The organism is Pseudomonas sp. TH06, assembly GCF_016651305.1.
Classification (GTDB): Bacteria; Pseudomonadota; Gammaproteobacteria; order Pseudomonadales; family Pseudomonadaceae; genus Aquipseudomonas.
Genome location: NZ_JAEKEC010000001.1, coordinates 4,118,565 through 4,143,165 on the forward strand (window position 1 = coordinate 4,118,565; position 24,601 = coordinate 4,143,165).

General features: G+C 59.2%; 23 protein-coding genes. 12 read left to right on the plus strand and 11 right to left on the minus strand.

Features of this window, described 5'->3' with window-relative positions; translation table 11 throughout:
• The first annotated feature begins 49 nt into the window (after positions 1 to 49).
• From JFT86_RS18560 to JFT86_RS18570, 3 genes are all read left to right on the plus strand, one after another.
• A complete protein-coding gene (locus JFT86_RS18560; RefSeq protein WP_201237797.1) occupies positions 50 to 1,333 on the plus strand; it encodes an FAD-binding oxidoreductase in 1,284 nt (427 codons plus the stop codon).
• 416 nt (positions 1,334 to 1,749) lie between these two features.
• Positions 1,750 to 2,298, plus strand: a complete 549-nt coding sequence (locus tag JFT86_RS18565; RefSeq protein ID WP_007950154.1) for a cupin domain-containing protein — start codon at positions 1,750 to 1,752, stop codon at positions 2,296 to 2,298.
• A 309-nt stretch (positions 2,299 to 2,607) separates the two neighbouring features.
• On the plus strand, positions 2,608 to 3,726 hold the full coding sequence (locus tag JFT86_RS18570; RefSeq protein ID WP_201237798.1) for a hypothetical protein: 1,119 nt from the start codon (positions 2,608 to 2,610) through the stop codon (positions 3,724 to 3,726).
• Positions 3,727 to 3,870: 144 nt separating this feature from the next.
• Here JFT86_RS18570 and JFT86_RS18575 read toward each other — a convergent pair whose 3' ends face one another.
• Positions 3,871 to 4,164 carry a fructose-bisphosphate aldolase gene (locus tag JFT86_RS18575; protein ID WP_201237799.1) on the minus strand — a complete coding sequence of 98 codons (294 nt, stop codon included), beginning with the start codon at positions 4,162 to 4,164 and terminating at the stop codon, positions 3,871 to 3,873.
• A gap of 609 nt (positions 4,165 to 4,773) precedes the next feature.
• On the minus strand, positions 4,774 to 5,205 hold the full coding sequence (locus tag JFT86_RS18580; protein WP_201232847.1) for a hypothetical protein: 432 nt from the start codon (positions 5,203 to 5,205) through the stop codon (positions 4,774 to 4,776).
• A gap of 163 nt (positions 5,206 to 5,368) precedes the next feature.
• On the opposite strand from JFT86_RS18580, the gene JFT86_RS18585 reads away from it, so the two are divergent.
• Genes JFT86_RS18585 through JFT86_RS18595 form a run of 3 tightly spaced genes read left to right on the plus strand, consistent with a single transcriptional unit; the run spans position 5,369 to position 7,252 of the window.
• The gene (locus JFT86_RS18585; RefSeq protein WP_201237800.1) at positions 5,369 to 5,767 is read left to right on the plus strand and encodes a hypothetical protein; all 399 of its coding nucleotides are present in this window, start codon (positions 5,369 to 5,371) and stop codon (positions 5,765 to 5,767) included.
• Positions 5,768 to 5,782: 15 nt separating this feature from the next.
• On the plus strand, positions 5,783 to 6,205 hold the full coding sequence (locus tag JFT86_RS18590) for an HD domain-containing protein (RefSeq protein WP_201237801.1): 423 nt from the start codon (positions 5,783 to 5,785) through the stop codon (positions 6,203 to 6,205).
• A gap of 27 nt (positions 6,206 to 6,232) precedes the next feature.
• Positions 6,233 to 7,252: an AbrB family transcriptional regulator gene (locus tag JFT86_RS18595; RefSeq protein WP_201237802.1), complete on the plus strand. Its 1,020-nt coding sequence runs from the start codon at positions 6,233 to 6,235 to the stop codon at positions 7,250 to 7,252.
• 174 nt (positions 7,253 to 7,426) lie between these two features.
• Here JFT86_RS18595 and JFT86_RS18600 read toward each other — a convergent pair whose 3' ends face one another.
• The gene (locus JFT86_RS18600; protein WP_201237803.1) at positions 7,427 to 8,203 is read right to left on the minus strand and encodes an NAD(P)H-dependent oxidoreductase; all 777 of its coding nucleotides are present in this window, start codon (positions 8,201 to 8,203) and stop codon (positions 7,427 to 7,429) included.
• An 85-nt stretch (positions 8,204 to 8,288) separates the two neighbouring features.
• Here JFT86_RS18600 and JFT86_RS18605 point away from each other — a divergent pair, with 85 nt between their 5' ends.
• Positions 8,289 to 9,182 (plus strand): LysR family transcriptional regulator, encoded by an 894-nt coding sequence (locus JFT86_RS18605; protein ID WP_201237804.1) that lies wholly within the window; start codon positions 8,289 to 8,291, stop codon positions 9,180 to 9,182.
• 252 nt (positions 9,183 to 9,434) lie between these two features.
• Positions 9,435 to 10,220, plus strand: coding sequence for a DeoR/GlpR family DNA-binding transcription regulator (locus JFT86_RS18610; RefSeq protein ID WP_201237805.1), 786 nt, complete (start codon positions 9,435 to 9,437; stop codon positions 10,218 to 10,220).
• Positions 10,221 to 10,324: 104 nt separating this feature from the next.
• Here JFT86_RS18610 and JFT86_RS18615 read toward each other — a convergent pair whose 3' ends face one another.
• From JFT86_RS18615 to JFT86_RS18630, 4 genes are all read right to left on the minus strand, one after another.
• Positions 10,325 to 11,608, minus strand: coding sequence for an FAD-binding oxidoreductase (locus JFT86_RS18615; RefSeq protein WP_201237806.1), 1,284 nt, complete (start codon positions 11,606 to 11,608; stop codon positions 10,325 to 10,327).
• A 147-nt stretch (positions 11,609 to 11,755) separates the two neighbouring features.
• Complete coding sequence (locus tag JFT86_RS18620; RefSeq protein WP_201237807.1) at positions 11,756 to 13,120, minus strand: glutamine synthetase family protein; 1,365 nt, start codon at positions 13,118 to 13,120, stop codon at positions 11,756 to 11,758.
• A 504-nt stretch (positions 13,121 to 13,624) separates the two neighbouring features.
• Complete coding sequence (chrA, locus tag JFT86_RS18625) at positions 13,625 to 14,968, minus strand: chromate efflux transporter (RefSeq protein WP_201232841.1); 1,344 nt, start codon at positions 14,966 to 14,968, stop codon at positions 13,625 to 13,627.
• A gap of 137 nt (positions 14,969 to 15,105) precedes the next feature.
• Complete coding sequence (locus JFT86_RS18630; RefSeq protein WP_201237808.1) at positions 15,106 to 16,005, minus strand: LysR family transcriptional regulator; 900 nt, start codon at positions 16,003 to 16,005, stop codon at positions 15,106 to 15,108.
• Between the two features lie 287 nt (positions 16,006 to 16,292).
• On the opposite strand from JFT86_RS18630, the gene moaB reads away from it, so the two are divergent.
• Together moaB and glp are read left to right on the plus strand one after the other, a co-directional pair.
• Positions 16,293 to 16,832 (plus strand): molybdenum cofactor biosynthesis protein B, encoded by a 540-nt coding sequence (moaB, locus tag JFT86_RS18635; RefSeq protein ID WP_201237809.1) that lies wholly within the window; start codon positions 16,293 to 16,295, stop codon positions 16,830 to 16,832.
• The gene (gene glp, locus JFT86_RS18640; RefSeq protein WP_201237810.1) at positions 16,829 to 18,034 is read left to right on the plus strand and encodes a gephyrin-like molybdotransferase Glp; all 1,206 of its coding nucleotides are present in this window, start codon (positions 16,829 to 16,831) and stop codon (positions 18,032 to 18,034) included. Before moaB ends, glp begins: the two co-directional genes overlap by 4 nt.
• A gap of 137 nt (positions 18,035 to 18,171) precedes the next feature.
• Here the strand turns inward: glp and JFT86_RS18645 are convergent, their stop codons facing one another.
• The 3 genes from JFT86_RS18645 to JFT86_RS18655 all read right to left on the minus strand — a co-directional run bounded on the left by JFT86_RS18645 (position 18,172) and on the right by JFT86_RS18655 (position 21,373).
• The gene (locus JFT86_RS18645) at positions 18,172 to 19,071 is read right to left on the minus strand and encodes a bestrophin family protein (protein ID WP_201237811.1); all 900 of its coding nucleotides are present in this window, start codon (positions 19,069 to 19,071) and stop codon (positions 18,172 to 18,174) included.
• 33 nt (positions 19,072 to 19,104) lie between these two features.
• A complete protein-coding gene (moaA, locus tag JFT86_RS18650; protein WP_201237812.1) occupies positions 19,105 to 20,103 on the minus strand; it encodes a GTP 3',8-cyclase MoaA in 999 nt (332 codons plus the stop codon).
• A 418-nt stretch (positions 20,104 to 20,521) separates the two neighbouring features.
• Positions 20,522 to 21,373, minus strand: a complete 852-nt coding sequence (locus JFT86_RS18655) for a CAP domain-containing protein (protein WP_201237813.1) — start codon at positions 21,371 to 21,373, stop codon at positions 20,522 to 20,524.
• Between the two features lie 200 nt (positions 21,374 to 21,573).
• On the opposite strand from JFT86_RS18655, the gene JFT86_RS18660 reads away from it, so the two are divergent.
• A complete protein-coding gene (locus JFT86_RS18660; RefSeq protein WP_201238616.1) occupies positions 21,574 to 22,194 on the plus strand; it encodes a cell wall hydrolase in 621 nt (206 codons plus the stop codon).
• Here JFT86_RS18660 and JFT86_RS18665 read toward each other — a convergent pair.
• Positions 22,191 to 23,078 carry a LysR family transcriptional regulator gene (locus JFT86_RS18665; RefSeq protein WP_201237814.1) on the minus strand — a complete coding sequence of 296 codons (888 nt, stop codon included), beginning with the start codon at positions 23,076 to 23,078 and terminating at the stop codon, positions 22,191 to 22,193. The genes JFT86_RS18660 and JFT86_RS18665 overlap by 4 nt on opposite strands.
• A gap of 102 nt (positions 23,079 to 23,180) precedes the next feature.
• Here JFT86_RS18665 and JFT86_RS18670 point away from each other — a divergent pair, with 102 nt between their 5' ends.
• Positions 23,181 to 24,593 carry an MFS transporter gene (locus tag JFT86_RS18670; protein ID WP_201237815.1) on the plus strand — a complete coding sequence of 471 codons (1,413 nt, stop codon included), beginning with the start codon at positions 23,181 to 23,183 and terminating at the stop codon, positions 24,591 to 24,593.
• Positions 24,594 to 24,601 lie beyond the last annotated feature (8 nt).

Sequence of the window (24,601 nt, forward strand, 5' to 3'; positions counted from 1 at the left end):
TTTTACCACGGTGGTCGCCGTTAACCGGCGACCCTCGGAGAACAATAAAATGAAACAACAACACGTCAACAGCTACTACGCCGCCACCCGCAACGAAGTCATCGACTTCCCGGTGCTTGAAGAGTCGGTCGAGTGCGACGTCTGTATCATCGGCGCCGGCTACACCGGTCTGTCCTCGGCGCTGTTCCTGACCGAGGCCGGCTACAAAGTGACGGTGCTCGAAGCGGCGAAAGTCGGCTACGGCGCCAGCGGTCGCAACGGCGGGCAACTGGTCAACTCCTACAGCCGCGACGTCGATGTGATCGAAGAGCGCTACGGCGACAAGACCGCGGAAATCCTCGGCAGCATGATCTTCGAAGGCGCCGACATCATCCGTTCGCGCATCAAGGAATACGACATCAAATGCGACTACCGCCCGGGCGGTATTTTCGCAGCGATGAACAAGAAGCAACTCAACGGTCTGGCCGAGCAGAAGCGCAGTTGGGAACGCTACGGCAACCGCAATCTGAAAATGCTCGACGCGGCCGACATCCGTCGTGAAGTGGGCTCCGACGCCTACGTCGGTGGTTTGCTCGATATGCAGGGCGGCCACGTTCACCCGTTGAACCTGGCCCTCGGTGAAGCCGCCGCCATCGTGCGTCTGGGCGGCAAGATCTACGAGCAATCGGCGGCCGTTGAAATCAAGTACGGCGAGCCAAACGTCGTGCGCACCGCCAAAGGCCAGGTTCGCGCCAAGTACCTGTTGATCGCCGGCAACGCCTACCTGCCGCAAGGTCTGGACAACCGCGTGACCGCGAAAAGCATGCCGTGCGGCTCGCAGATCGTCGTCACCGAACCGTTGACCGAGAAACAGGCGCGCAGCCTGATCACCAACAACTACTGCGTTGAAGACTGCAACTACCTGCTGGATTACTACCGCCTCACCGCCGACAACCGTCTGCTCTACGGCGGCGGCGTGGTCTACGGCGCGCGTGAACCGGATGACATCGAACAACTGATCCGCCCGAAGATCCTCAAGACCTTCCCGCAGCTCAAGGACGTCAAAATCGACTACCGCTGGACCGGCAACTTCCTGCTGACCATGTCGCGTATGCCGCAATTCGGCCGCATCGAGAAAAACGCCTACTACATGCAAGGCTACAGCGGCCACGGCGTCACCTGCTCGCACCTGGCCGGCAAACTGATCTCGGAAATGATCCGCGGCGATGCCGAACGCTTCGATGCGTTCGCCTCCCTGCCGCACATGCCGATGCTCGGCGGCCGCACCTTCTCGGCGCCGTTGACCGCCCTCGGCGCCGTGTACTACTCGCTGCGCGACCGCTTCGGCATCTAAGTTACCTCCCCGGCGGCGGCCCCCAAGACCCCGCCGGTTTTTATTCTGATACACCAAAGATCAAAATGTAGGAGTGAGCCTGCTCGCGATGAGGCCAGCCTAGCCACCACCCCTCCCACAGAAACACCACAAACCCTGTGGGAGTCTGGCTTGCCAGCGATAGCGGTTCATCATTCAAAAATCATGTTGAATGTGCCACCGAATCGCGAGCAGGCTCACTCCTACAGGTCAGTATTACCAAGCCAAGAAGGACTTTTGCCGCACCGTCCATCGAACCTGCTGAGCAACACCACCAAACGTGATTTAATAGCCGCCTTTCACGGTTCCGGGACACGGGAGCAACGTGATCCGCGCCCTCAGCGCGTCACCCGCCACCCACCCCCATCGCCCTTAAGTCGTTCTCACATAAGGCTGTCATGGATACGGGTTCTCGACTCAAACTAGTACGCGAAAGCTACAAACTCTCCCAGCGCGAGCTGGCCCGGCGTAGCGGCGTGACCAATGCCACCATTTCCCTGATCGAACAGAATCGCGTCAGCCCCTCGGTCAGCTCCCTGAAAAAGCTGCTCGAAGGCATCCCGATGTCACTGGCCGACTTCTTCACGTTCGACCAACCGCCGCGTGAACATCAATACGTCTTCCGCGCCAACGAACAGCCGGATCTCGGCCGCCATGGCCTGCGCCTGCTGCTGATCGGCGCCTCCGTGCCAAGCCGCCAGATGCGCCTGCTGCGCGAGCAATACGCACCCGGCGCGAGTTCCGGGGAAGAGCCGATTGTGCATGCGGAAGGCGAGGAGTGTGGGCTTGTTACTCGCGGGACGGTTGAGTTGACCGTGGATGGGTCGGTGAGTGTGTTGAATGCGGGGGATGGGTATTACTTCCCGACGACGTTGCCGCATAAGTTCCGGAATATCGGGGCGGATGAGGCTGAGATTATTAGTGCGAATACGCCGGCGAATTTTTGATAAATGCAAGACAAACGTTGCGATAGCTGATGCTTCACTCGAAAAAAAAACCGCAGAAATGCGGTTTTTTTGTTTGTTGGATTCGTAGCCACATTTTTAGGCTATGCCTTGGGTGATGCTTTTGTGCCATCATTCGGGCGCTCTGTCGCAGTGCCATAAATGAGCATTAAATAGATAAATGGCGGTATTTCTGCGAGTTTATACACAGCAGCGAAAATAGATGTGTAGCGTAATTTATTGAGTGGCGTGCCCCATAAGCGCCGTTAATATTCGATTTTTTCTACTGATGAATGATTTCTTGAGGAGCATATGAAAGCAAAATTTATCAAAGATTTTGTGCCTTTGGACATGGCAGTTTATTCAGAATCGAAAGATGCTGTTGAGGACTGGTTGGTTAATGAAATCGATTTTTGGAAGGAAATATTATCTTGCTCCTATCCTGAACGTATTTTCACGGAGTCTGAAGTCCCAGAAGAGGTGAAGTATCTGCGTGTTTTGGGAGAAATAAAAGATGGTGTTAAAAAAAGCAATGGCAGTCTCAAGAGGTTTGGAGACCAAATTAAAGAAGCGAATGTGAGTCGAAGGCTTCCGTGCTTTGATGAGGCCTTGTCAGAAGACTTCAAGACTACGGTAGTGAGCGAGGAGTCGTTCCGCGTGGCTCTTTTTGTTTATAGATCTTCTGTTAGTGCATCTTCTACAGCTTTGGAGGGTTTTTATAAACATTGGCAAACTACTATGGCTGATGAGATTAAGTCTTTCAAAGATTCTACGTTTGCAGAGTTGAACAATTATCAAAGTTCTGTAATTGGTCGATCGGATGATTATTTAAAGGCTATTCAGGCTGATGGTAGTGCGAAGATAGATCTGATCCGTGTGGAGGCTGAAAAAGCGAAGGCTTTTGCTATTGAAGAAATCAATAACTTTGCAAGCAAAGTCACTGATAGCGTGATTTCAAATGAGCCAGTAAAATTCTGGGACGACAAAAGAAAGCATCATAGATTTCGAGCTTCGATGTTTTCGGTTTTTGCGATTTTGTTGATAGCTGCGGTAGTTTATACCTTGAGTGTGTTACTTCACATGACGTACTCGTCGGAAAAAGTTCAAAAGGTTGAGTTTTTGGATTTGACGGTGCCTGATCATTATCTAGTTGCGCTTGCCCTCCTTTTAGGATCTGTCGGTGTGTGGGTGTTGCGAGTGGTTCTTAAACTTATGATGACGAATTTGAACTTGGAAAGCGAGGCGCATGCGAAATTAACAGCGATCAAGACCTACGTTGTACTTAGTAAGTCTAAGTTAAGTGATGAGACTGTTAATGGGTTTCATAAGTCTCTACTGCAGTCAGGGGGGGCTGACTTTTCGGTTGAAGGTACGTCTCCGGAACTCGTGAAGATCGTTGAGTTGATCCTACAAAAGCGTGAAAAGACGTAAAGAGCTAAATTTTCCATAGGCCAAATGGCAAGCATTTTGCCATAAAATATGAATGGCTTTTTGTCATGGCGATTTATATTGCTGTGAAAATTATGTAGTTCAAAAGGAACCCGCACACGTGCGGGTTCTTTATTTTCAAGTTCGTTAAGTGATTGCGGGTGTGTTAAACCCCCGCTGTTCAATCACCCGAAACACATCGCTCACATCCTGCACCATGATTCTGGCGATATTGGTCACGGTATTGATGTCGTGTTCGGCGTAGTCGGGGAGGCTGGTGCAGGCGATGAGGTCGAGGTATTTGAGGACGGCGTTTAGGCGTTCAGCCAAGCAGGCGTGGAGGTCGCGCAGTGGGGCGTCGGCGTCGATCAGGAGGACGGGGTGGTCGGTGGCGGGGTGGGACATGTGGACGTAGTGGTGGAGCGTTTTTTTGATCGTCATAAGATTGCTCTTCAAATAATTAAGAAGTGCCACCTTTCTGCTGCGAAACAAATGGGTGGCAGCTGTATGCGGGTTCGCAGACCGGAGAAGAGACAAACCGGCAGACCCGAAGGTCTCCCACACACAGCCGCCATATAACGTAACGGCGGCGAATTTTGCCACAGTTGTCATCTAGCGGTGTGTGTCACTTCTGAGGGCTGCGAAACCCATCGCCAACTGCGGTCAGCGACAGCCCCACTCTAGGCAGCAATTCCCGCACCCACAACCGACCTGTAGGACGCAAACCCCTAACCTGTGGCGAGGGAGCTTGCTCCCGCTCGGCGACGCAGTCGTCGTAATTCGGGGCCTGCGGCGTGTCTGGAGAAATGAGCTCGCCGGTTTGGGGCGGCTTCGCAGCCCATCGAGGCTGAATCCCCTCGCCACAAGGGGTGTTTTCCTACGCGTTTTTCAGACTTCAAATTCGGTCGAATCTCAACTCATGGCTTTGCATGTTGGTACAGGGGCCACTGCGCAGCCCAGCGGGAGCAAGCTCCCTCGCCACAATGGATGTGTTGATGCACGAAAAAGGGACACCCAGCGGTGTCCCTTTTTATGTGCGCTAAACAGCCGTTACTTCGCCTTCCAATGCCCACCGCCACTTTCACAATCGATCTTCGCCTGCCCCAGATTCTCCGCGCCGTAGTAATACGTGGTCACTTGTGCCCCATCCGGGATGTTCAACGCTTTGGCGTTTTTATCCTTGCTGGTGGAGTGCGGGTTGGCCAGGGATTCCTGGGTAAGGGTGGCGAGGCAAGTGGCTTGATAGTGGTCGTCGCACTGCTGGACCTTTTTCTTGACGGCGTTGACCATGTCCTTGCTTTCGTTGCTGCACGACCAATCGATGGAATTGACGGGCATGCCCTCGTATTCGTAGCAACTGTGGCCGGAGACGGTGGGCACGGCGGCGCTGGAGGAGCGGGTCTCGACGTCGCAGCCCTCGGCCATGACACAGGTAGGGATGACGCAGAAGGTGGCGAGCAGAAGCAGGAATCGAATGTTCATCGGTATTTCCTCTTCAATGGCGCCGGTTCTGATCAATGATTGGGCGCTTATGGTTTCGAGAGGGCGCCGGGGAAGGAGGTTCCATCAGGTTTTTCATTTGCGCTGTTCGCGTAGACTGCGAAACAATCGGAAACATCTAGCGCCCAAGGATAGGAATTCGCCCATGATCGAAATCGGCGGCCGCAACAACGCCCCCACGCCGCAGCACAAGACCCACGACGTCTACATCTTCAGCATCGACCTGTCCCGAGCGGCCACGCCTTTCTGTTTCGAGCAATCGATCGGCGGCGGGCATGCCGAGCAGGGCGGTGCGCGCTGGTTGGCGCTGGATGAGCTGGATACCTGGCCCGGGGATTGGCGCGAGCATCTGAAAAAAGCTGATTGCGCCTGGGTCGCGGAGTTGATCGATGCGCATCCGGAGGCGGATCAAGTGACATTGGTGTCGATGATTCTCAAGCGTCACCCCGAGCCAGCCAAGCCAGCAAAGCCTGTCGGACGCTTGAAAGCGATTGGCGCCTGGCTCAAACGCAATATCCATGTCGGCGGCCGGTACGGCGTTTAATCCGAGGGAATATCCATGACGCAAACACTGGAACGCGCAATTGCCATCGCCGCCACCGCACACGCGGGGCAGGTGGACAAGGGCGGCGCGCCGTACATCTTGCATCCGCTGAAGGTGATGCTGCGCATGACCACGCTGGAGGAACGCATCGTCGCGGTGCTGCACGATGTGGTCGAGGATTGCGCTATCAGCCTCGACGACTTGCGCAAGGAAGGCTTCAGCGAAGAGGTGCTGACGGCCATTGCATCGGTGACCAAAGTACCCGGCGAGTCCTACGAGGATTTTGTCGAGCGAGCCGCGCAGAATCCGATCGGGCGGGTGGTGAAACTCGCCGATCTGGAAGAAAACAGCGACTTGTCGCGTATCGCCTCGCCCAGTTGGGAGGATCTGGAACGGGTCGAAAAATACCGCCGCGCGATCGGACGGTTGCGCGGTTAGGCCAATTGAATAGCCAGGAAGGCGAATATGAAATCCATTCTGTGTCTGTTGATCGCCGCCGGGTTTGGCGCTGTGTTGCAATCCCTCGGTGTGCCGCATGGCTTGCTGTTGGGCTCGATCCTGGTCACCGCTTTGGTCGTCACCCGATCAGGTTTTGCCCCCGCGACACCTTATGGTTTGGGCTACATCCAGGTCACGCTGGGCATCGCCACCGGGCTGATGTTCGAAGCGTGGGACAGTGCAGTGGCATCGGCAATGTTGCCCAGCCTTGGCGTGTTGCTGCTGTGTTTGATCGTGCAGATTGCGCTCGCTGCTTGGTGGCTGACACGCGGGGCCGGGTGGAATCGCACCGATGCGTTGTTGGCGGTTTATCCGGGGGCGCTGGCGGCGGTGTTCGATTTGCTGGAGTCGGAAAAGGCCTCGAGCAAGGTCATCATCGTGCACTTGATGCGGCTGTTGCTGATCACGGTGCTAGTGAGTTTTTTGATTCCGGGGCAGGCTTCCACCGCAGTGATTGAAGGCGATGCATTGACCACGGGTATGGCGCTGACCGTGCTTTCAGTGATCGGCTTGAGCGTGCTGCTCGGACGGTTACTGTTGGTGATCGGCGTGCCGGCGCCGTTCATGTTGACGGCGATCATCCTCACCGCCGTGTTCGTCAAATCGGGTTGGTTACACGGCTTTCACATGCCGGACTGGAGCCTGAATCTGGCAGCGCTGATTCTCGGCGTGCGAATCGGCTCGCGGTTTCAGGGTTTGGGCTTCAAGGAACTGGGACAGCATGGCCGTACCGCACTGGTGTCGGTCGGATTGATGATTGTGGTCGCGGCGGGATTTGCCGAAGTGGCGGCGCGATTCCTCGGGAGTGATCCGTTATCGTTATGGCTGGCGTACATGCCGGGGGCGATCGAGACGATTGCGATTGTCGCGTTCGCCGGTGGGCTGAACGTGGTGTTTATCCTGACTCATCACCTGGCGCGGATGGTGCTGCTGCACTTCGCGCCGGCGTTGCTGGTGCAGGTGCGGCGGGTGCGGGAGGAAAGCTGATTTTGCTGTGTGTCAGTTGTTTGTGGGTACCGCGAGGGTGGCGTCCCTTTGAACACTGAGTGCGGTTGTTGTGGCGAGGGAGCTTGCTCCCGCTGGGCTGCGCAGCAGCCCCAAACACGACGGCTGCGCCGCCGAGCGGGAGCAAGCTCCCTCGCCACAGGTCTACACGATGCTTTAAATAATGTGTGCGGCGAAACCTTCCTGCCCCGGGGCAATTGCATCCTTGAGCGTCAACGCCGGAATCTCGTAATCCCCCGCATTCTGTTGCCGATACGCAATCGGTCGCGTACTCCATAGCTCATCGAGACGCCCCCCCAGCTCTTCGCAGGTCGCGGCAAATTTCACCTCGTCCATGCGGCTAGTGCGATAGCTCACGAAGGGCGGCACCACATCGAATCCGGGGTAGTAAAGAATGCCGTGGTTGATCGGAAACAGCAGGTCATCAATCGGCCCATTGATCCCGCGCGGGCTATAGTGCGAATCCCAGCCGCCGGCCGTGACCATCAGCATCGCGCGTTTGCCTTTCATTTTCCCTTCGCCGTAGCGCTCACCCCAGCGGGAGTCGGAATGCTCGCCGACGCCGTAGGCAAACCCGCAGGCGTAGACGCGTTCGACCCAGCCCTTGAGGATCGCCGGCATCGAGAACCACCACAGTGGAAATTGCAGGATCAGTGCATCGGCCCACAGCAGTTTTTCCTGCTCGCGGGCGATGTCGGCGGCTTGCGTGCCTTGGGCGTAGGCAAGTTTCGAGTCACGGGAGGCATCGAACGGGCGACTGCGGTCACGTTCAGGGCTGTCGTCGGCGTCGAGGCTGGCTTTCCAGTTCATCGCGTAGAGGTCGGAGACCTGCACGGTGTGGCCGGCGGCTTGCAGGCGCTGGACGCTGAAGTCGCGCAGCGAGCCGTTGAGGGAAGTCGGTTCCGGGTGCGCGTAGACGAGTAGTACGTTCATGTTGAAGCTCCGTTGGCTGAGTAACAGCAGGATCGGCGTTCAACAGGTATATTGGAAATGAATGTCTGATATGTCTGGTATAGCCATGAATAATTTGAGACGGCTGGATATCAATCTGCTGATGACCCTGGACGTGTTGCTGGCAGAACACAATGTAACCCGCGCCGCAGAGCGGTTGAATCTGTCGCAGCCATCGGTGAGCGTGCACCTGGCGAAGTTGCGCGACATCTTTGCCGATCCGCTGTTGCTGCCCGGACCCCGTGGCATGCGCCCGACGGCTCGGGCCGATGAATTGCGGGAGCCTTTGCGCGAGGCACTCGAAGCGCTGGAGCGAGCGGTCGCGCCGGCCAGTGCGTTCGACCCGGCGCAGGCGACACACACCTGGAAAGTGGCGGCCACCGACTACGGGGAATCGACCATTCTCCTGCCGGCCCTGAGCGGATTGCGCGAACAAGCGCCGGGCACGCGCCTGGCGGTGATCGACCTGACACCGCCGCAACTGGTCAGGCAAGCGGAGCAGGGGGCATTCGATCTGGCATTGCATATCAGCGAGGACGCACCGCTGGAGTTGCACCGCCGCGCACTGTTCACCGAGCGCTATGTGTTGGCCGGGCGCGTCGGGCATCCGGGTTTGGTGGGCAAGCCAAGCCGCGAGCAGTTTTGTGCGCTGGAGCACGTCATGGTGTCGCGCGAAGGGGGAGGTTTTTTCGGAGTGACCGACAAGGCATTGGCCGACGTCGGCTTGTCGCGGAAAGTGGTGCTGTCGGTGCCGCACTTTCTGATGGTCATGTCGGTGCTGGCGAGCACCGATCTGGTGGCGATGCTGCCGTCACGGCTGGTGCGCGGTCACCCGGCACTGCAAGTGGTCGAGGCGCCGGTGGCGGTGCCGGGATACGAAATGGCGATGTTCTGGGGCGAGCGGCTGCACCGGGATCCGGCGCACAAGTGGCTGCGCGAGCATCTGGCAGCGTCGGTGTGACGGCTCAGGCGTGGCCCAAGGCAATCGCGAAGGACACGACGATCATGCAAGCGAAAGCGAAGTTGAGATTCATGAGGTGTTCATCCTGAGCCTTTTGAGAGTGGGGCCATTCTGAACAGGCTGAATGCAAAGAAAAAATTCGCCGTAGTGATTCCAATGATCGAAACAATTGATACCCGCCGGTTTGTATTTGTCCGAGCCTTTCGCTAGTCTCGGCAAAACCTGCAATTACAAGCACAAACAGGCAAAACCATGCACGACCACTCTGTCATCGAACTGCCCTCTGTCCGCCGGCAGAAAATCCTGCTGATCCTCGAACGCGACGGCAAAGTCATGGCCTCCGAGTTGAGCCAGCACTTTGCGGTGTCTGAGGACACCATCCGCCGCGACCTCGCCGAACTGGACAACGCCGGCCTGGTGCAACGAGTGCATGGTGGGGCGCTGCCGCGACCAAAAGACACCGGCAAGGATTACTTCACCCGCATCAGTGAAACCGACGAGGTGAAGACGCGCCTGGCGCAGCTTGCTGCGGGGCGGGTGAAGGATGGTCAGATCGTGCTGTTCGATTCCGGCACCACCACGCTGCAGATCGCGCGTTCGTTGCCGGCTGACATCAAGCTCACCGCCGTGACCACTTCGCCGATGACCGCCATTACGCTCGCCGAATACAAGGGCATCAAGGTGATTCTCGCGGGCGGACAACTGAATCTGGCGACGATGTCAGTCAGCGGTCACGAGACCGTGCGTCTGCTGCAAGGCATCAAGGCTGACGTGCTGTTTACCGGGGTGTGCGCGATTCATCCGGAGGTGGGGCTCAGTTCACTGTATTTCGATGAGGTGCCGGTGAAGCAGGCATTGTTCGAAAGCGCCGCGCAGGTGATCGCGGTGACCACGGCGGATAAGTTGGGGGCAGTGGAGCCGTTCGTGGTGACGCCATGCACGCGGGTGCACACGCTGATTACCGAACGGCATCTGGCGTCGGGCAGTGTTGAGGATTACCGGCGATTGGGGATCGAGGTGGAGCAGTTGCCTGATTGAGATTTGTAGTGAGGCCGATTGCCTCATCGCGAGTAGGCTCACTCCTACAGTTGGAATGCGTCCCCCTTGTAGGAGTGAGCCTGCTCGCGATAGGGCCAGTGCAATCAACGCAACTTTTCAAGCATCTGGTAATACCACATCCCCGCCGCCAACAACGGATTGCCCAGTAAATCCCCCATCGGCACGCGGATGTGTTGGCACTGTGCAAAGGTGTCGAACTGTTCCATCTGCCCGGTGATCGCCCGGCTCATGATTTCGCCCATGATGTGCGTCGTGGCAATGCCATGGCCCGAGTAACCCTGGCAATACCAGACGTTGTCCGAAAGCTTGCCCAGTTGCGGGATGCGGTTGATGACGATGCCCATCGCGCAACTCCACTGGTAGTCGATCTGCACCCCTTTGAGCGCCGGGAACGTCTGTTCGATGCACGGGCGCAATTCGGCGGCGATGTCGCGTGAGTCCTTGCCGCTGTAGTTGGCACCACCGCCAAACAGCAGGCGCCCGTCGGCGGTGAGGCGGTAGTAGTCGAGGACGAAGCGGCAGTCATAGACGGCGAGGTCTTCGGGGTTGATCTGCTTCGCCAGATCGCCGAGAGGCGCGGTGGTGACAATGCCGCCCATGGCCGGGAAGATCTTGCCCTTGAGTTGGCCCGGTTCGAGCTTGTGATAGACGTCGCCGGCAAGCATCACTTGATTGGCGTCGATCTGGCCGTGGGCAGTGCGCACACCTGGCGTGTCGCCATGGATGATCTCCAGCACTTCGCTGTTTTCGAAGATCAGCGCACCAAGACTTTCCGCCGCCCGCGCTTCGCCGATACATAGATTGAGCGGGTGCAGGTGCATGTTGCGGGTGTTCTTGATCGCGCCGTGATAGAGATCGCTTTGCAGCAAATCGCGCACTTGGCTGCGGTCGAGCAGGCTGACCTCGTCACCAAGTCCACGGCGCACGGCTTCTTCGTAATCGTGGCGCAGATCGGTCATGTGGCTGGGCTTGTAGGCTGCATGCAGGTGACCGTGTTTGAGGTCGCACTGGATGGCGTATTTCTCGACGCGCTGCTTGATGATTTCGTGCCCACGCCAGCGCAGGTGCCAGATGAAGTCGTCGACCTCATCGCCGAGTGTCGGGCGCATCTGTTTGCGCATCGCACCGTCACCGGAGAGGCTGCCGGTGACCTGGCCGCCATTGCGCCCGGTGGCGCCCCAGCCGATTTTATGGCTTTCGACGATGGCGACTTTCAGGCCTTTTTCGGCGAGTTCGACGGCCGTGGCGACGCCAGTGAAGCCGCCACCGATGATCACCACGTCAACCTTGTGCCGGCCTTGCAGGGGCGGGTAGTCGGTGTCCTGGTTGAGGGTGGCGGTGTAGTAGGAATTGCAGCGTTCGGTCATGTCAGTGTCCACACAAATTTCGAATCGGTAGGCGGTCCTTTGTAGGAGTGAGCCTGCTCGCGATAGCGGTGTGTCAATCAACCAAAATGTTGACTGACATGGCCTCATCGCGAGCAGGCTCACTCCTACAAAAGCGGTGGTTGTGCTTCAGGCTTCGGTCAGATACCAGCGCCAATCCTGCTCACCTACCTCTGCCATGAACTGCCGATACTCGGCACGCTTCACCGCCAGATACACCCCGAGAAATTCCTGCCCCAGCGCATCCCGCGCCCACGCTGAATTTTCCAGCGCCTGCAACGACGTCAGCCAATCAGTCGGCAGCAATTCCTTGGCCTGCGCATAGCCGTTGCCTTCCACCGGTTCGCCCGGATCGAGATCCTCGCGAATGCCGCGATGAATACCCGCAAGGATCGCCGCTGCGGCCAGATACGGATTGGCATCGGCGCCGCAGATGCGGTGTTCGATGTGCCGGGTGTTGGCCGGGCCGCCGGGCACGCGCAGGCTGACGGTGCGGTTGTCGACACCCCAGGTTGGCGCCAGCGGCGCGTAGCTGTTGGCCTGGAAACGCCGGTAAGAGTTGGCGTTTGGGCAGAACAGCAACAGCGAATCGAGCAAGGACGCGAGCATGCCGCCAATCGCCGTGCGCAGCAGCGGGGTGCCGGCCGGGTCCTCGGCCGCAAACAGATTGCGCCCCTCGTTATCGGCGAGGCTGACATGCATGTGCATCCCGGTGCCGGCCAGATCATCGAACGGTTTGGCCATGAACGTCGCTTGCATGCCGTGCTTGTGCGCGACCGCTTTGACCAGCCGTTTGTAACGCACGGCCTGATCCATCGCTTCCAGCGCATCGCCGTGTTCGAGGGTGATTTCCACTTGGCCCGGCGCGTATTCCGAGATCGCCGTGCGCGCGGGAATGCCGTGCAGTTTGCAGGCGCTGTAGAGGTCGGCGAGGAAGGGTTCGATCTGCTCCAGTTCGCGCAAACCGTAGACCTGGGTGTGTCGCGGTCGACCGCCGTCGGCATCCAGCGCCGGTTGCGGGCGGCCGTTGTGATCGCGTTTGGCGTCGAGCAGATAGAACTCCAGTTCGCACGCCATGATCGGGCGATAGCCTTCGGACTTGAGGCCGTCAATGATCTTGATCAGCAGGTGACGCGGGTCAGCAATGCTCGCTGGCATGCCCTCCGTCGGGTGCATGCTGACCTGCACCGCAGCGGTCGGAATCTGCCGCCACGGCAGGCGCACCAGACTGCCTTCCAACGGATAGGCGCGGCAGTCGATATCGCCAACGTCCCAGACCAGACCTGAGTTTTCGACGTCCTCACCTTGGACGGTCAGACCGAGAATGGTGCTGGGCAATGGCCGACCACTCTCATACACCGCCAATAGCTCTTCGCGGTGCAACAGCTTGCCGCGTGGCACGCCGTTGGCGTCGAGGATGAACAGTTCGATCATGTCGATATCGGGGTTCTGTTCAAGGAACAGGCGTGCGTCTTCGATGGCTGCGAATTTCATAATCAATCACTCACGATGGCGCCGTGCAGGCGCGCAGATTCGGGCCGGACTCAGCTATGGGCGTCCTGGCAGGAATATCAAATGCAGATCAGTCAGACGAGATACAAAACCTGTGGCGAGGGGATTCATCCCCGATGGACTGCGCAGCAGTCCTGACTTTTGGGGCCGCTTCGCGCCCCAGCGGGAGCAAGCTCCCTTGCCACAAATGGATCTTTTCTGACTGACAGAAATCAGCAGGCGATATCCGGCGGGCGTGCGGAGTGACGCAGCTTGGAACGGCGCAGGGCCATGGGGAGATTGACGATACGATTCATACGCCGCCCCCGTGAGAGAGGGTGCGCAGTGCAGAGACGGTCAACGATTTTCGTTGTTGTGGTGACGTACTCATAACGCGTGTTTCCGTTGGCGGAAAACGACGGTGGCGGGGCAGGCCCGCCGACCGGTGTGCCCGGATAGTAAGGGGGAATCCCTGGGCGTGTAAACGGAAGTTTCGGTGGCCGGGTTTCAGCGCATCAAGTGAAAGCCCAGCCCGCCGAGGGCGCAAACGATCAACACGGCAATCACGCCGCGTTTGAAAACGAACAGGGCCAAGGCTGCTGCCACCGCCAATACGATCGAGAAAATATCCGCTGCCCCGGACAACCCGTTCGGCCAGAACACGTGATAGGCGAAGAAACACGCCAGGTTGAGAATCACCCCGACCACTGCTGCCGTGATTGCGGTCAATGGCGCGGTGAACTTCAATGCGTTGTGCGTCGATTCCACCAACGGCCCGCCGGCAAGGATCAACAGAAACGAGGGCAGGAAGGTAAACCACGTCACCAGCGTCGCCGCCAGTGCACCAGCGGCAAAGGCCTGTTCCGGAGCGAATATCGGTTGCACGTAGGCGCCAACGAAACCGACAAACGCCACCACCATGATCAGCGGTCCCGGCGTGGTTTCGCCCAGCGCCAGGCCATCGATCATCTGCGTCGGCGTCAGCCAGCCGTAATGCCCGACCGCGCCCTGATAGACATACGGTAGCACCGCGTAAGCGCCGCCAAAGGTCAGCAACGCGGCTTTGGTAAAGAACCAGGCCATTTGCGTGAAGGTGCCATCCCAGCCGAACAGGGCTGTCAGCAACGCCATGGGCAAACACCACAGTGCTGCGCCGATCAACAGCAGTCGCCACAGCTTTGGCAGGCTGAATCGAGCGTGTTCGGGTGTCGGCGTATCGTCATCGATCAGCGCCGGACCGAAAGATTTTTCACTGTTGCGCTGCGCACCCTTATCGAAACGCTGCGGGGCCATTCGCCCACCGAGATAACCGATCAACGCCGCGCCGAGCACGATTATCGGGAACGGCACATTGAACGCAAAGATCGCCACGAACGAAGCCCCGGCAATCGCCCATAACCAGGCATTTTTCAAGACTCGCGAGCCGATGCGATGCGCAGCGTGCAGCACAATGGCGGTGACCGCCGGTTTGATCCCGTAAAACACCCCGGCCACGGCCGGCACGTCACCGAAGGCCATATACAGCCACGACAGCGCAATCAGAATGAACAGCGAAGGCAACACAAACAGCGTTCCCGCGATCACACCGCCCCAAGTGCGATGCAGCAACCAGCCGATGTACGTCGCCAGTTGCTGGGCCTCGGGGCCGGGCAGCAACATGCAGTAGTTGAGGGCGTGGAGAAAACGTCGTTCGGAGATCCAGCGTCGGCGCTCGACCAGTTCCTGGTGCATGATCGCGATCTGCCCGGCCGGGCCGCCGAAGCCGATGCAGCCGAGCTTGAGCCAGAAGGGCCAGGCCTGGCGCAGGGTGACGGGTTCGGGGCGGGGCAGATCTTTGGGTGCTGTGCTCAAGTGCGGTTCCTGAGTCGGGTTCTGGCGGAGTCGCTATCTAATCAGGATTTTGTTCAAGAGTGGTGTCAGGCTTGCCCCTCACCCCAGCCCTGTGGGAGCTGGCTTGCCAGCGATGGCGGCCTGACATTCAACACCGCCTATTCGGCCAGCGCTTCAATCCCGAACATCTTCCGCGCCTCGGCGAAACACTTCTCGGCAATCGCCGAGCGCGGTTCGGTCTTGCGCATCACCAGCCCCAATGGCGCAAGCACGCTGGCATCCGGCAAGTTCATGAACGACAGATGCTCGATCGGCTCTTCCAGTCCACTGTCCAGCGGCATGATCGAGCAGCAGAAACCCTGGTGAATCGCCTGCAACAGCTGATAGGTCGAATCGCTTTCCAGGATCGGCTGCGGATTGAGTCCGCGACTGCGGAAGCTCATGTCGATGGATTTGCGGTAATGCATGCCGGTGGTGATCATCCCCAGCGGCAATTCGGCGGCGTCTTCCCAGCTCATCTCCGTGCCTTCGAAATGGAAGTGACGGTTGTCGTAGAGCAGGCCGACGCGGGTTTCGCCGATTTCGAAAAACTCGAAATAGCCAGGATTGATGTGGTCGAGGTAGCACACGCCGAGGTCGAGCTGATTGTTGCTCAGGCCCGCAATGATTTCGTCGGAACTGAGCGACGACAGATTGAATTTCAGCTCCGGGTATGTGCCCGATAACCCCTGAATGTAATTGACCGGATTGAAGTTGCTCAGCGGCACCAGACCCAGACGCAGACTGCCGACCAATTGCCCGCGACAGGCCGCTGCCTCGGCAAACAAACCGTCGTGTGCCGCCAGCAGCGTCCTGGCCCAGGCCAGCACCCGCTCGCCGGCCTGGGTAAAACCTTCAAAGCGCTGACCACGATTGACCAGCACCAGATCCAGCTCATCTTCGAGATTGCGCAGGCGCATCGACAGGGTCGGCTGGGTGATGTGGCAGCGCGCGGCGGCCTGGCCGAAGTGACGGGTTTCGTCCAGCGCGATCAGGAACTTGAGTTGTTTGATGTCCACGACAGCACCTGCTCGATGGGAAGTTTTTGATTGAGTGTTGACGCAGATGCGCACCGCGCACGAAAAGCGCGAGGTGCGACGATCTCATTTGAGTGTTCATTCGTCCAATCGGAAGGCTCTAAAACCATATCGGTCCGCTCTATCGCCGTCATTTTCATGGGCTTCGGCCAAGGGCAGAAGAGCCGATAGAGCAGGTCGATAGAGTGGTTGGCCAGAGTGATTAGACAGTCCTCATAAGTGCCACTTAGGCTGCTCGGCAATCTGATTGATCACTGCCGGAGAGCCCCATGAGCGCCAAAGCGGATGCCCTGTTTGTCCCCCTGAACATTGCCGTGCTGACGGTCAGCGATACCCGCGATTATGCCAACGATACGTCGGGCCAGTTATTGGTCAGCCGTCTGCTGGAGGCTGGCCACACCTTGAGCGAGCGCAACCTGCTCAAGGATGACCTGTACAAGATCCGCGCCCAGGTCGCGAACTGGATTGCCGGCGAGGGTATTCAGGTGGTGCTGATCACCGGCGGCACGGGTTTCACTGGCCGCGACAGCACGCCGGAAGCCGTAGCCTGTTTGTTCGACAAGCAGATTGATGGTTTTGGCGAGCTGTTCCGCGCAATTTCGATTCTCGACATCGGCACTTCCACCGTGCAGAGCCGTGCGTTGGCCGGGTTGTCCAACGGTACGCTGGTGTGTTGCCTGCCGGGCTCGACCGGTGCTTGCCGCACCGCGTGGGAAGGCATCCTCGTCGAGCAACTCGACAACCGTCATCGCCCGTGCAATTTCGTCCCGCACCTGAAACCGCTGCAAGCCTGTGGAACGCGCGGATGAGCCGCACACCGTTGATGCCGGTCGAGGAAGCGCTCAATCAATTGCTGGCCATGGCCAATGAACAGGGCCTGGCGGACAGCGAAGTGCTGGCGCTGGATGACGCGTGCGGGCGTGTGTTGGCCAGTGATCTGGTGGCGACGCTGGATCTGCCGCCGTGGCCGAACAGCGCCATGGACGGCTATGCGCTGAACCTCGCGGATCTGCATCGGCAGCCGTTGAAGGTGTCGCAAAAGGTTTACGCCGGACTTGCACCGGATGCTCTGTTGCCGGGGACTTGCGCACGGATCTTTACCGGCGCGCCGCTGCCGCTCGGCGCCAATTGCGTGGAGATGCAGGAAAACACCGAAGTGCTGGAGGATGGTAGCGTGCGGTTTTTGCAGCCGCTGAAGGTGGGGCAGAACATTCGTGCTCAGGGTCAGGAGAATCGCGTCGGCGATATTCTGTTGCGCGCGGGCAAACGCCTGGGGCCTTTCGAACTGGCGGTGGTGGCGGGGCAGGGCCTGGCGCAGTTGCATGTGGTGCGTCGGCCTCGGGTGGCGCTGCTGTCCACCGGGGACGAGCTGGTGGACCCGGGCCAGCCGCTGCGTCCCGGCAGCATCTACAACAGTAATCGCGTATTGCTCAAGCACTGGCTCGGTGAGTTGGGTTGCGAGGTGATCGACGCCGGGATTCTGCCGGATCGTCCGGCGCAGACGCGGCTCAAGCTTGAGCAACTGCAAGTCAGCGCAGACCTGATTCTAGCCACGGGCGGCGTGTCGGCCGGCGATGCCGATTGCCTGGGCCAGGTGCTGCGGGACAATGGCAAACCACTGCTGTGGAAACTCGCGATCAAACCCGGCAAGCCGCTGACCGTCGGCCATTTCGGCGCGGTGCCGGTGATTGGTTTGCCGGGTAATCCGACTTCGGCACTGGTGACGTTCGGGTTGCTGGCGCGGCCGTATCTGTTGCGTATTCAAGGCGTGGAAGACGTCATGCCGCTGAGTTTTTCGGTGAATGCCGGGTTCGATTGGCCCAAACCGGGCAGCCGTCGTGAATACCTACGGGTGCGATTGGAGGCGGGCCGTGCGGCGCTGTATCCGAATCAGAGCTCCGGCGTCTTGCTGGGTGCGACCTGGGCCGATGGCCTGGTGGAAGTCCCCGAGAACAGCACCCACAGTGTTGGCGATCCGCTGCGCTTCATTCCTTTCAGCGAACTCTTTTAAAGCAAAGATCAAAAGATCGCAGCCTTCGGCAGCTCCTACACAGGAATGCGTTTACCTGTAGGAGCTGCCGAAGGCTGCGATCTTTTTGCGATACCCACAAAAATCCCACAGGGAGTCGGATGATTGGGGGGAAGTGTTCAGCTCAGGACGTAATCCGCCGGCAGCAGCATCGGCGGAAGCTTTGTTTCGCCCAGTTCGCTGAGGATGTCGCGCTCGATGGTGCGCACCAGAGAGTCAGTTGCCAGGTCGTTTTCATCGCGGCCGAACGGATCTTCCAGCTCATCGGCAATCGCATCCAGACCAAAAAACGTGTAGCTGACAATCGCCGTGAACAGCGGCGTCAGCCAGCCCAAGGGTTCGGCCATGGCGAACGGCAGCAGGATGCAAAACAGGTAAATCGTGCGGTGCAGCAGCAAGGTGTACGGGAAGGGCAGCGGCGTATTCTTGATGCGCTCGCACACGGCTTGCGCCTGGGTCAGGCTGGTCAGGTGATTGGCCAGCAGCATGTAACGCCACTCGCTCAGTTCACCGCTTTCATGCAAGTCGGAGCATTGCTGGCCGACCTGCTGCAGGATCCGCCCGCTGTAGTCCGGCACCTGTGCATCGTGTTGCGGGGTGATCCACGCGCTGCTCGCGGCCGCTTCGTTTTCCCGGCGCAGCCGTGCATTCAGCGAGTGCGCAAACCCACAGAGATTGAGCAGCAACGGTTTGCGCTGCACTGAGTCACGGATGACGTGGGTCTCGCGAATCACCGAACGAATGTGCACGATCACTTCGCCCCACGCCTTGCGCGCCTCATACCAGCGGTCATAACAGGCGTTGTTGCGAAAACTCATGAAGATCGACAGCGACAATCCGAGCAAGGTGAACGGCGTGGCGTTGACCTTGGTGAAGTTGCTTGGATGGAGGATTTCCATCAGCACAATGGCGGAGGCCAGCAGCGTGACCATCAACGTGCGCATGGCAATGCGTTTGGCGATCGAACCCTTGAGGGTGAAGAGAATGGCGAACTGGTTGACCTTGGGTCTGACGATCATGCTGTGCGATCCCGGTTAAGCATGGAGGGCGGATCAGCCGCCGGTCATGTTCATGAAGCGCACGACCTGGACATCGTCGTTCACCTCGAAATTGTGCCGATACGGCTTGAGTTTCATCGCTTCAATGATGGCTTTCTCCAGCCGTTGCGGCTGTCCCGGATGGGCGCGAAGTACCGCTTTCAAGTCCACCGAATGTTCGTTACCCAGACACAGTAGCAAACGCCCCTCGACGGTCAGCCGCACCCGATTGCAGGTGCCGCAAAAGTTGTGGCTGTGCGGCGAGATAAAGCCCAGGCGAATCCGCGGAGCTTCGGCCAGCCGCCAGTAACGCGACGGCCCCTGAGTCGATTCCGCCGAGTCGATCAGCGTATAGCGTTCGGCAATCTTCTCGCGCACTTGGGTGCTGGAGAAAAACGATTCTGCGCGGCTGTGCTCGCTGATGATGCCCAGCGGCATTTCCTCGATGAAGGAGATGTCGAGCTGACGGTCGATGGCGAAACGCACCAGATCATTGATCTCGTGATCGTTGCGGCCCTGCATCACCACGCAGTTGAGTTTAGTGCGGGTAAAACCGGCCTCGCGTGCAGCATCGATGCCGTTGATCGCTTGCGCCAGGTCGCCGGTGCGGGTCAGTTGTTTGAAGCGCTCGGGGTCGAGGCTGTCGAGGCTGATGTTCAGCCTCTTGACCCCGGCGTCGAACAACGGCGCGGCGAGTTTGCCGAGCTGCGAGCCGTTAGTGGTCAGGCACAGTTCACGCAGGCCGGGCAGGGCGGCGATCTGCTTGCAGAGCTTGACCACGCCGGGGCGAATCAACGGCTCGCCACCGGTCAGGCGGATCTTGCGCGTGCCAAGGGCGACGAAGCTCTGCGCCAGTTGATAGAGCTCTTCCAGCGTCAGCACCTGCTGGCGCGGCAGAAACTGCATGTCTTCCGCCATGCAATAGACGCAACGGAAGTCGCAGCGGTCGGTCACCGACAGGCGCAGATAGTCGACGCGGCGGTTGTAACCATCGATTAAGACGCGCTCTGACATGACAGCCTCGCAGGAGTGGAAACCACTGTGAAGGGTTTGGGTCAGCGCAGGTTATGGGCGACTTTTACTCGAGTCCAATCACTGTTAGTGAACGGCTGATTGATGCCGTCGATGATCAACTGTTTTTCCTCGAAATTTACCGCGTTTGATTCGTAAGGCTCAGTAAATAAAGAGTTTTTAGGCGTGTTAGATGCTTTCGACAACGTGCTGATAAATGGTGATGTACGCGGCGGGGATGAGAACCCACTAAACCCCTTTGGGACAGGATGATGAGTATTGCACCGAACATTGTAGGAGTGAGCCTGCTCGCGATAGCGGTGGATCAGTCAATGGAGATGCTGACTGGACCGGCCTCATCGCGAGCAGGCTCACTCCTACAGGGTTTTGTGTTGAGCAGGGACAGTGGTGTCTTTGAGATTTATTGGGCACCAAACATCGCGGTCCAATAGATCCCCGCACTGCTTTTCGGGTCAGTCGCGTAAGCGGCGCCGAATTCCTTGTACTGCGGGTTCATCAGGTTGGCGCAATGGCCGGGGCTGGCGAGCCAGCCTTCGACGACTTTGTGTACGGTGTCTTGCCCGGCGGCGATGTTTTCGCCGACCAGTTGGCCGCCGTAGCCGGCGAGTTCAGCGCGATCGCCCGGGGTGCGGCCGTCGCGGTCCTTGTGGTCGAAGTAATTGTTGTTGGCCATGTCGCGGCTGTGATCCTGGGAGATGGTGCCCAGGCTCGCGTTCCAGGCCAGCGGTGTCGCGGCGGCGAAGGCCTGGCCGCCACATTGACGCGGCTGGCTGCGAGCGACATTGAGTTCACTCAGCAGTTTCTGCCCCTCACTTTGCGCATCGCCAAGTTTCGCCGACAGCAACGGCCGCGCCAGCACAATGCGCCAGTCCCGGTCGTCACGGCTGACACCGACATCGACGAACTGCGGATCAAGCACCACCTGACAGAAACTTTCCTGAATCGCTTTCATGGCCGATGTCGCATCACGCGGGCCGTTGAGCGTGATCGCCTGGACATTGACCATCGGGTAACTGGCACTGGCCATGGCTTGTTGCAGATCGACAGCGCCAGTGGCAGGCAATCTCAGCCGTGGATCGGCCGACAGCGGCGGCAGTTCATTCGACGCCTGAGTGCCGCAGCGCTGCGGTTGGCTGCGGTAGCTGTTGATCGACTCGATCAGTTGCGACTCATCGCCGGCCATGGCCGACGCGGCAAACATGACGCCTGCGGACAACGCGGCAAATCGCAAAACAGATGGCATGAAGCGCATGGAAATCTCCCTTGAGCTGAGTGCGCCCATGATGCGCGAAAGGCCCCCCGTGGGTGCAATGTCTTTTTCTTCATTCGGCGGTTTTTTCTGCGGAACGTTGCCAGCGAATTTGCCGTCTACACTCTGCGAAGACCCCGGGAGCCGGGCGTCTCAACCACGAAACACGTTGCCCGTCTCGGGCGCTGCCGGAAGAATCGATGATGCGATTGAACGGGTTGCTTTGCTGTCTTGTGTTAACCCTGCTGACCGGCGTGGCATCGGCCACCGATCAAGCCCCGATCAAGGAAAAGGCTGAAGAAAAAGCTCAGGTGCTGGAAGAAAAAGCCGCCGATAAACCCAACGCGCCGCCCGCGGCAAAATCCGAAGCGATTACCCCGACCGAAGCACAAGCGGTGGACCCGGCCGGTGCCGCGCCGCTGGACGATCCTATTACCTGTCTGGCGCGCAGTATCTATTGGGAAGCCAAGGGCAAGGACACGGCGGACATGGAAGGTGTCGCCAGCGTGGTGATGAACCGGCTCGGGCATGACGGCTTTCCCGGCACCGTCTGCGAAGTGGTCAAGCAGGGTTCGGAAACCAGGAGTTGCCAGTTTTCCTGGTGGTGCGATGGCAAGCCGGACCAGGTCAAGGAAGATGCCGAATATGCCTTGGCCAAGGAAATCGCCGGCAAGGCGCTCAACCGTCAACTCACCGATCGCACCCACGGTGCCTTGTATTTCCACGACCGTAATGTTCATCCGAGCTGGGCCAAGGAGTACCGCAAAACCGCTGAGACGAAAAAATTCCTCTTCTATAAACCTGCCGGCGGCGACGCGCGCTAGGCGCAGACTTCCCGCACGCAATTACGTAACCAGCGGTGCGCGGGGTCGGCGTCCATGCGCGGATGCCAGAGCATGGATACGCTGATCTCCGGCATCTCGAAAGGCAGGGCGAAACTGTGCAGGCCCGTGCGCAGCTTGCTCGTATGACGTTGCGGAACGGTCGCGATCAGGTCGGATTCACGCACCAGCGTCAACGCCGCCGAAAACCCGCCGAATGAAGTGACGATATCCCGCGTCAGCCCCACGGCGAGTAATGCGTCGTCGACCGGGCCGCTGCTGCGCCCACGCCTTGAGATGAGAATGTGCTGGCCGCCGGCAAAGCGTTTGGCGCTGATCTTGCCCATGCTCAATGGATGCCCCTCACGCACCACGCCAATCCACTGATCCTGAAACAGGATGCGGCTGTGCAGCGTCGGGTCAGTGCTGTCGTCGACCACCCCGGTCTCCAGATCCACGCGGCCTTCGCGCAGTGGTGTGCTGTCCTTGTCGGCTTTTTGCACAAAGCGCAGGCGCACGTCGGGCGCCTCTTCAGCGATCCGCGCGAGCAGGGCGGCGGCGAAGGTTTCGACAAAACCGTCGGTGTTACGCAGGGTGAACGTGCGCTGCAACTGGCCTGGATCGAGCACGTCGGCGGGTCGCAAAACCGCCTCGGCTTCCTGCACCAGATGAGCGACCCGTTCGCGCAGTTCCAGCGCTCGCGGCGTCGGCACCAGACCACGACCGGCCCGCACCAGCAATGGATCCCCGGTGGTTTCGCGCAAACGGGCCAGAGCACGACTCATGGCCGAAGGGCTCAAGCGCAGAGATTTGGCGGCGCGGGCAACGCTGCCCTCGCGCAGCAACACGTCGAGGGTGATCAGCAGGTTCAGATCCGGTCCAAACATGACATGGCGTTCCGTGCAGGTATCGAGTGCAAAGCATGCGTCTTGCGCCTTGTGTTGTCGAGACTCAAGCTACGGCGCATGACCTTGCACCGTGAGCGCCCCATGTCCGAAGATTCCTTGAGCACCACCGCCCGCTGGGCGTTGACCAGTCTGGCGCTGTCGATGTTGATGCCGTCGCTGGACACCAGTATTGCCAACGCCGGGTTGCCCGTTCTGGCGGCAGCGTTTGAGGCGACGTTTCAGCAGGCACAGTGGATTGTGCTGGCCTATCTGCTGGCAATCACCACGCTGATTGTCAGCGTCGGGCGTCTGGGTGACGGCTTCGGTCGGCGTCGCCTGCTGTTGATCGGGATCGGTATTTTCACCGCAGCTTCATTGGCCTGCGCGCTGGCACCTGGACTGGCCTGGCTGATCGGTGCACGGGCGGTGCAAGGTGTGGGAGCGGCAATCATGTTCGCGTTGACCGTCGCGCTGGTGGCCGATGCGGTGCCCAAGACACGAGCGGGCAGTGCAATGGGGTTGCTGGCAACGATGTCAGCCACCGGCACGACCCTCGGGCCGTCGCTGGGTGGGTTGCTGATGGCGCATGCCGGCTGGCAGTCGATATTTCTGCTCAACGTGCCATTGGGCTTGCTCAATGCGTGGCTGGTTTATCGCTTTCTGCCGGCAGATCGAACGGTGCGCACGGGGGTTGCGTTTGATTATCTCGGTTCCGGGGTGCTGGTGTTGACGCTGGCTGCCTACGCGCTGGCGATGACGCTTGAAGGTTTCACGCTGGCGTTGCTGCTGTTGAGTCTGTGCGGTGTGAGCGTGTTCGTGATCGTCGAGATGAGGGCCAAGGCGCCGCTGATTCGCCTGTCCTTGTTCGCCGATTTGCGCCTGAGCGGCAGTCTGCTGCTGACGTTGCTGGTGACGACCGTGATGATGACCACGCTGGTGGTCGGGCCGTTTTATCTGAGTCGCGGATTGGGTCTGAGCAGCGCCATGGTCGGGGTGGCGTTGTCGGTGGGACCTCTGTTGTCGGCGTTCAGCGGAGTGCCCGCCGGTCGTCTGGTGGATCGCTTTGGCGCGCGGCGGGTGGTGCCTGGTGCCTTGCTCGGGCTGGTATGCGGCTGCGGATTACTGGCGTTATTGCCGATGAGTCTCGGACTGCCTGCTTATTTATTGCCAGTGGCGGTGGTCGCCGCCAGTTACGCCTTGTTCCAGGCCGCCAACAACACCGGGTTGATGGCCGGTGTCAGTCAGAATCAGCGCGGCGTGGTGTCGGCGTTGCTCGGGCTGGCGCGCAATCTGGGCCTGATCACCGGCGCTGCGGCGATGGGCGCGGTGTTTGCCGTGGCCACCGGCGATCCGACTCAGGCACCTGCTGCGGTTGTCGCCAGTGGCTTGCACATCACATTCGCCGTCGCGGCGGCATTGATGGGCATGGCCCTGATCATCAGCCGAACACCGATTAAATGTAGGAGTGAGCCTGCTCGCGATAGCGTCCGCCCAGCCAAAACCTCAATTGACTGAGCCATTCT

What these genes read in the sequence shown, in the direction of transcription:
- JFT86_RS18600 (WP_201237803.1), bottom strand. Translation starts at nt 8,203, where the DNA reads ATGAACGTACTACTCGTCTACGCGCACCCGGAACCGACTTCCCTCAAC.
- JFT86_RS18565 (WP_007950154.1), top strand. Translation starts at nt 1,750, where the DNA reads ATGGATACGGGTTCTCGACTCAAACTAGTACGCGAAAGCTACAAACTC.
- JFT86_RS18560 (WP_201237797.1), top strand. Translation starts at nt 50, where the DNA reads ATGAAACAACAACACGTCAACAGCTACTACGCCGCCACCCGCAACGAA.
- JFT86_RS18570 (WP_201237798.1), top strand. Translation starts at nt 2,608, where the DNA reads ATGAAAGCAAAATTTATCAAAGATTTTGTGCCTTTGGACATGGCAGTT.
- glp (WP_201237810.1), top strand. Translation starts at nt 16,829, where the DNA reads ATGAGCCGCACACCGTTGATGCCGGTCGAGGAAGCGCTCAATCAATTG.
- JFT86_RS18595 (WP_201237802.1), top strand. Translation starts at nt 6,233, where the DNA reads ATGAAATCCATTCTGTGTCTGTTGATCGCCGCCGGGTTTGGCGCTGTG.
- moaB (WP_201237809.1), top strand. Translation starts at nt 16,293, where the DNA reads ATGAGCGCCAAAGCGGATGCCCTGTTTGTCCCCCTGAACATTGCCGTG.
- JFT86_RS18585 (WP_201237800.1), top strand. Translation starts at nt 5,369, where the DNA reads ATGATCGAAATCGGCGGCCGCAACAACGCCCCCACGCCGCAGCACAAG.
- JFT86_RS18610 (WP_201237805.1), top strand. Translation starts at nt 9,435, where the DNA reads ATGCACGACCACTCTGTCATCGAACTGCCCTCTGTCCGCCGGCAGAAA.
- moaA (WP_201237812.1), bottom strand. Translation starts at nt 20,103, where the DNA reads ATGTCAGAGCGCGTCTTAATCGATGGTTACAACCGCCGCGTCGACTAT.
- JFT86_RS18665 (WP_201237814.1), bottom strand. Translation starts at nt 23,078, where the DNA reads ATGTTTGGACCGGATCTGAACCTGCTGATCACCCTCGACGTGTTGCTG.
- JFT86_RS18645 (WP_201237811.1), bottom strand. Translation starts at nt 19,071, where the DNA reads ATGATCGTCAGACCCAAGGTCAACCAGTTCGCCATTCTCTTCACCCTC.
- JFT86_RS18590 (WP_201237801.1), top strand. Translation starts at nt 5,783, where the DNA reads ATGACGCAAACACTGGAACGCGCAATTGCCATCGCCGCCACCGCACAC.
- JFT86_RS18605 (WP_201237804.1), top strand. Translation starts at nt 8,289, where the DNA reads ATGAATAATTTGAGACGGCTGGATATCAATCTGCTGATGACCCTGGAC.
- JFT86_RS18615 (WP_201237806.1), bottom strand. Translation starts at nt 11,608, where the DNA reads ATGACCGAACGCTGCAATTCCTACTACACCGCCACCCTCAACCAGGAC.
- JFT86_RS18620 (WP_201237807.1), bottom strand. Translation starts at nt 13,120, where the DNA reads ATGAAATTCGCAGCCATCGAAGACGCACGCCTGTTCCTTGAACAGAAC.
- JFT86_RS18580 (WP_201232847.1), bottom strand. Translation starts at nt 5,205, where the DNA reads ATGAACATTCGATTCCTGCTTCTGCTCGCCACCTTCTGCGTCATCCCT.
- JFT86_RS18660 (WP_201238616.1), top strand. Translation starts at nt 21,574, where the DNA reads ATGCGATTGAACGGGTTGCTTTGCTGTCTTGTGTTAACCCTGCTGACC.
- JFT86_RS18575 (WP_201237799.1), bottom strand. Translation starts at nt 4,164, where the DNA reads ATGACGATCAAAAAAACGCTCCACCACTACGTCCACATGTCCCACCCC.
- JFT86_RS18670 (WP_201237815.1), top strand. Translation starts at nt 23,181, where the DNA reads ATGTCCGAAGATTCCTTGAGCACCACCGCCCGCTGGGCGTTGACCAGT.
- JFT86_RS18655 (WP_201237813.1), bottom strand. Translation starts at nt 21,373, where the DNA reads ATGCGCTTCATGCCATCTGTTTTGCGATTTGCCGCGTTGTCCGCAGGC.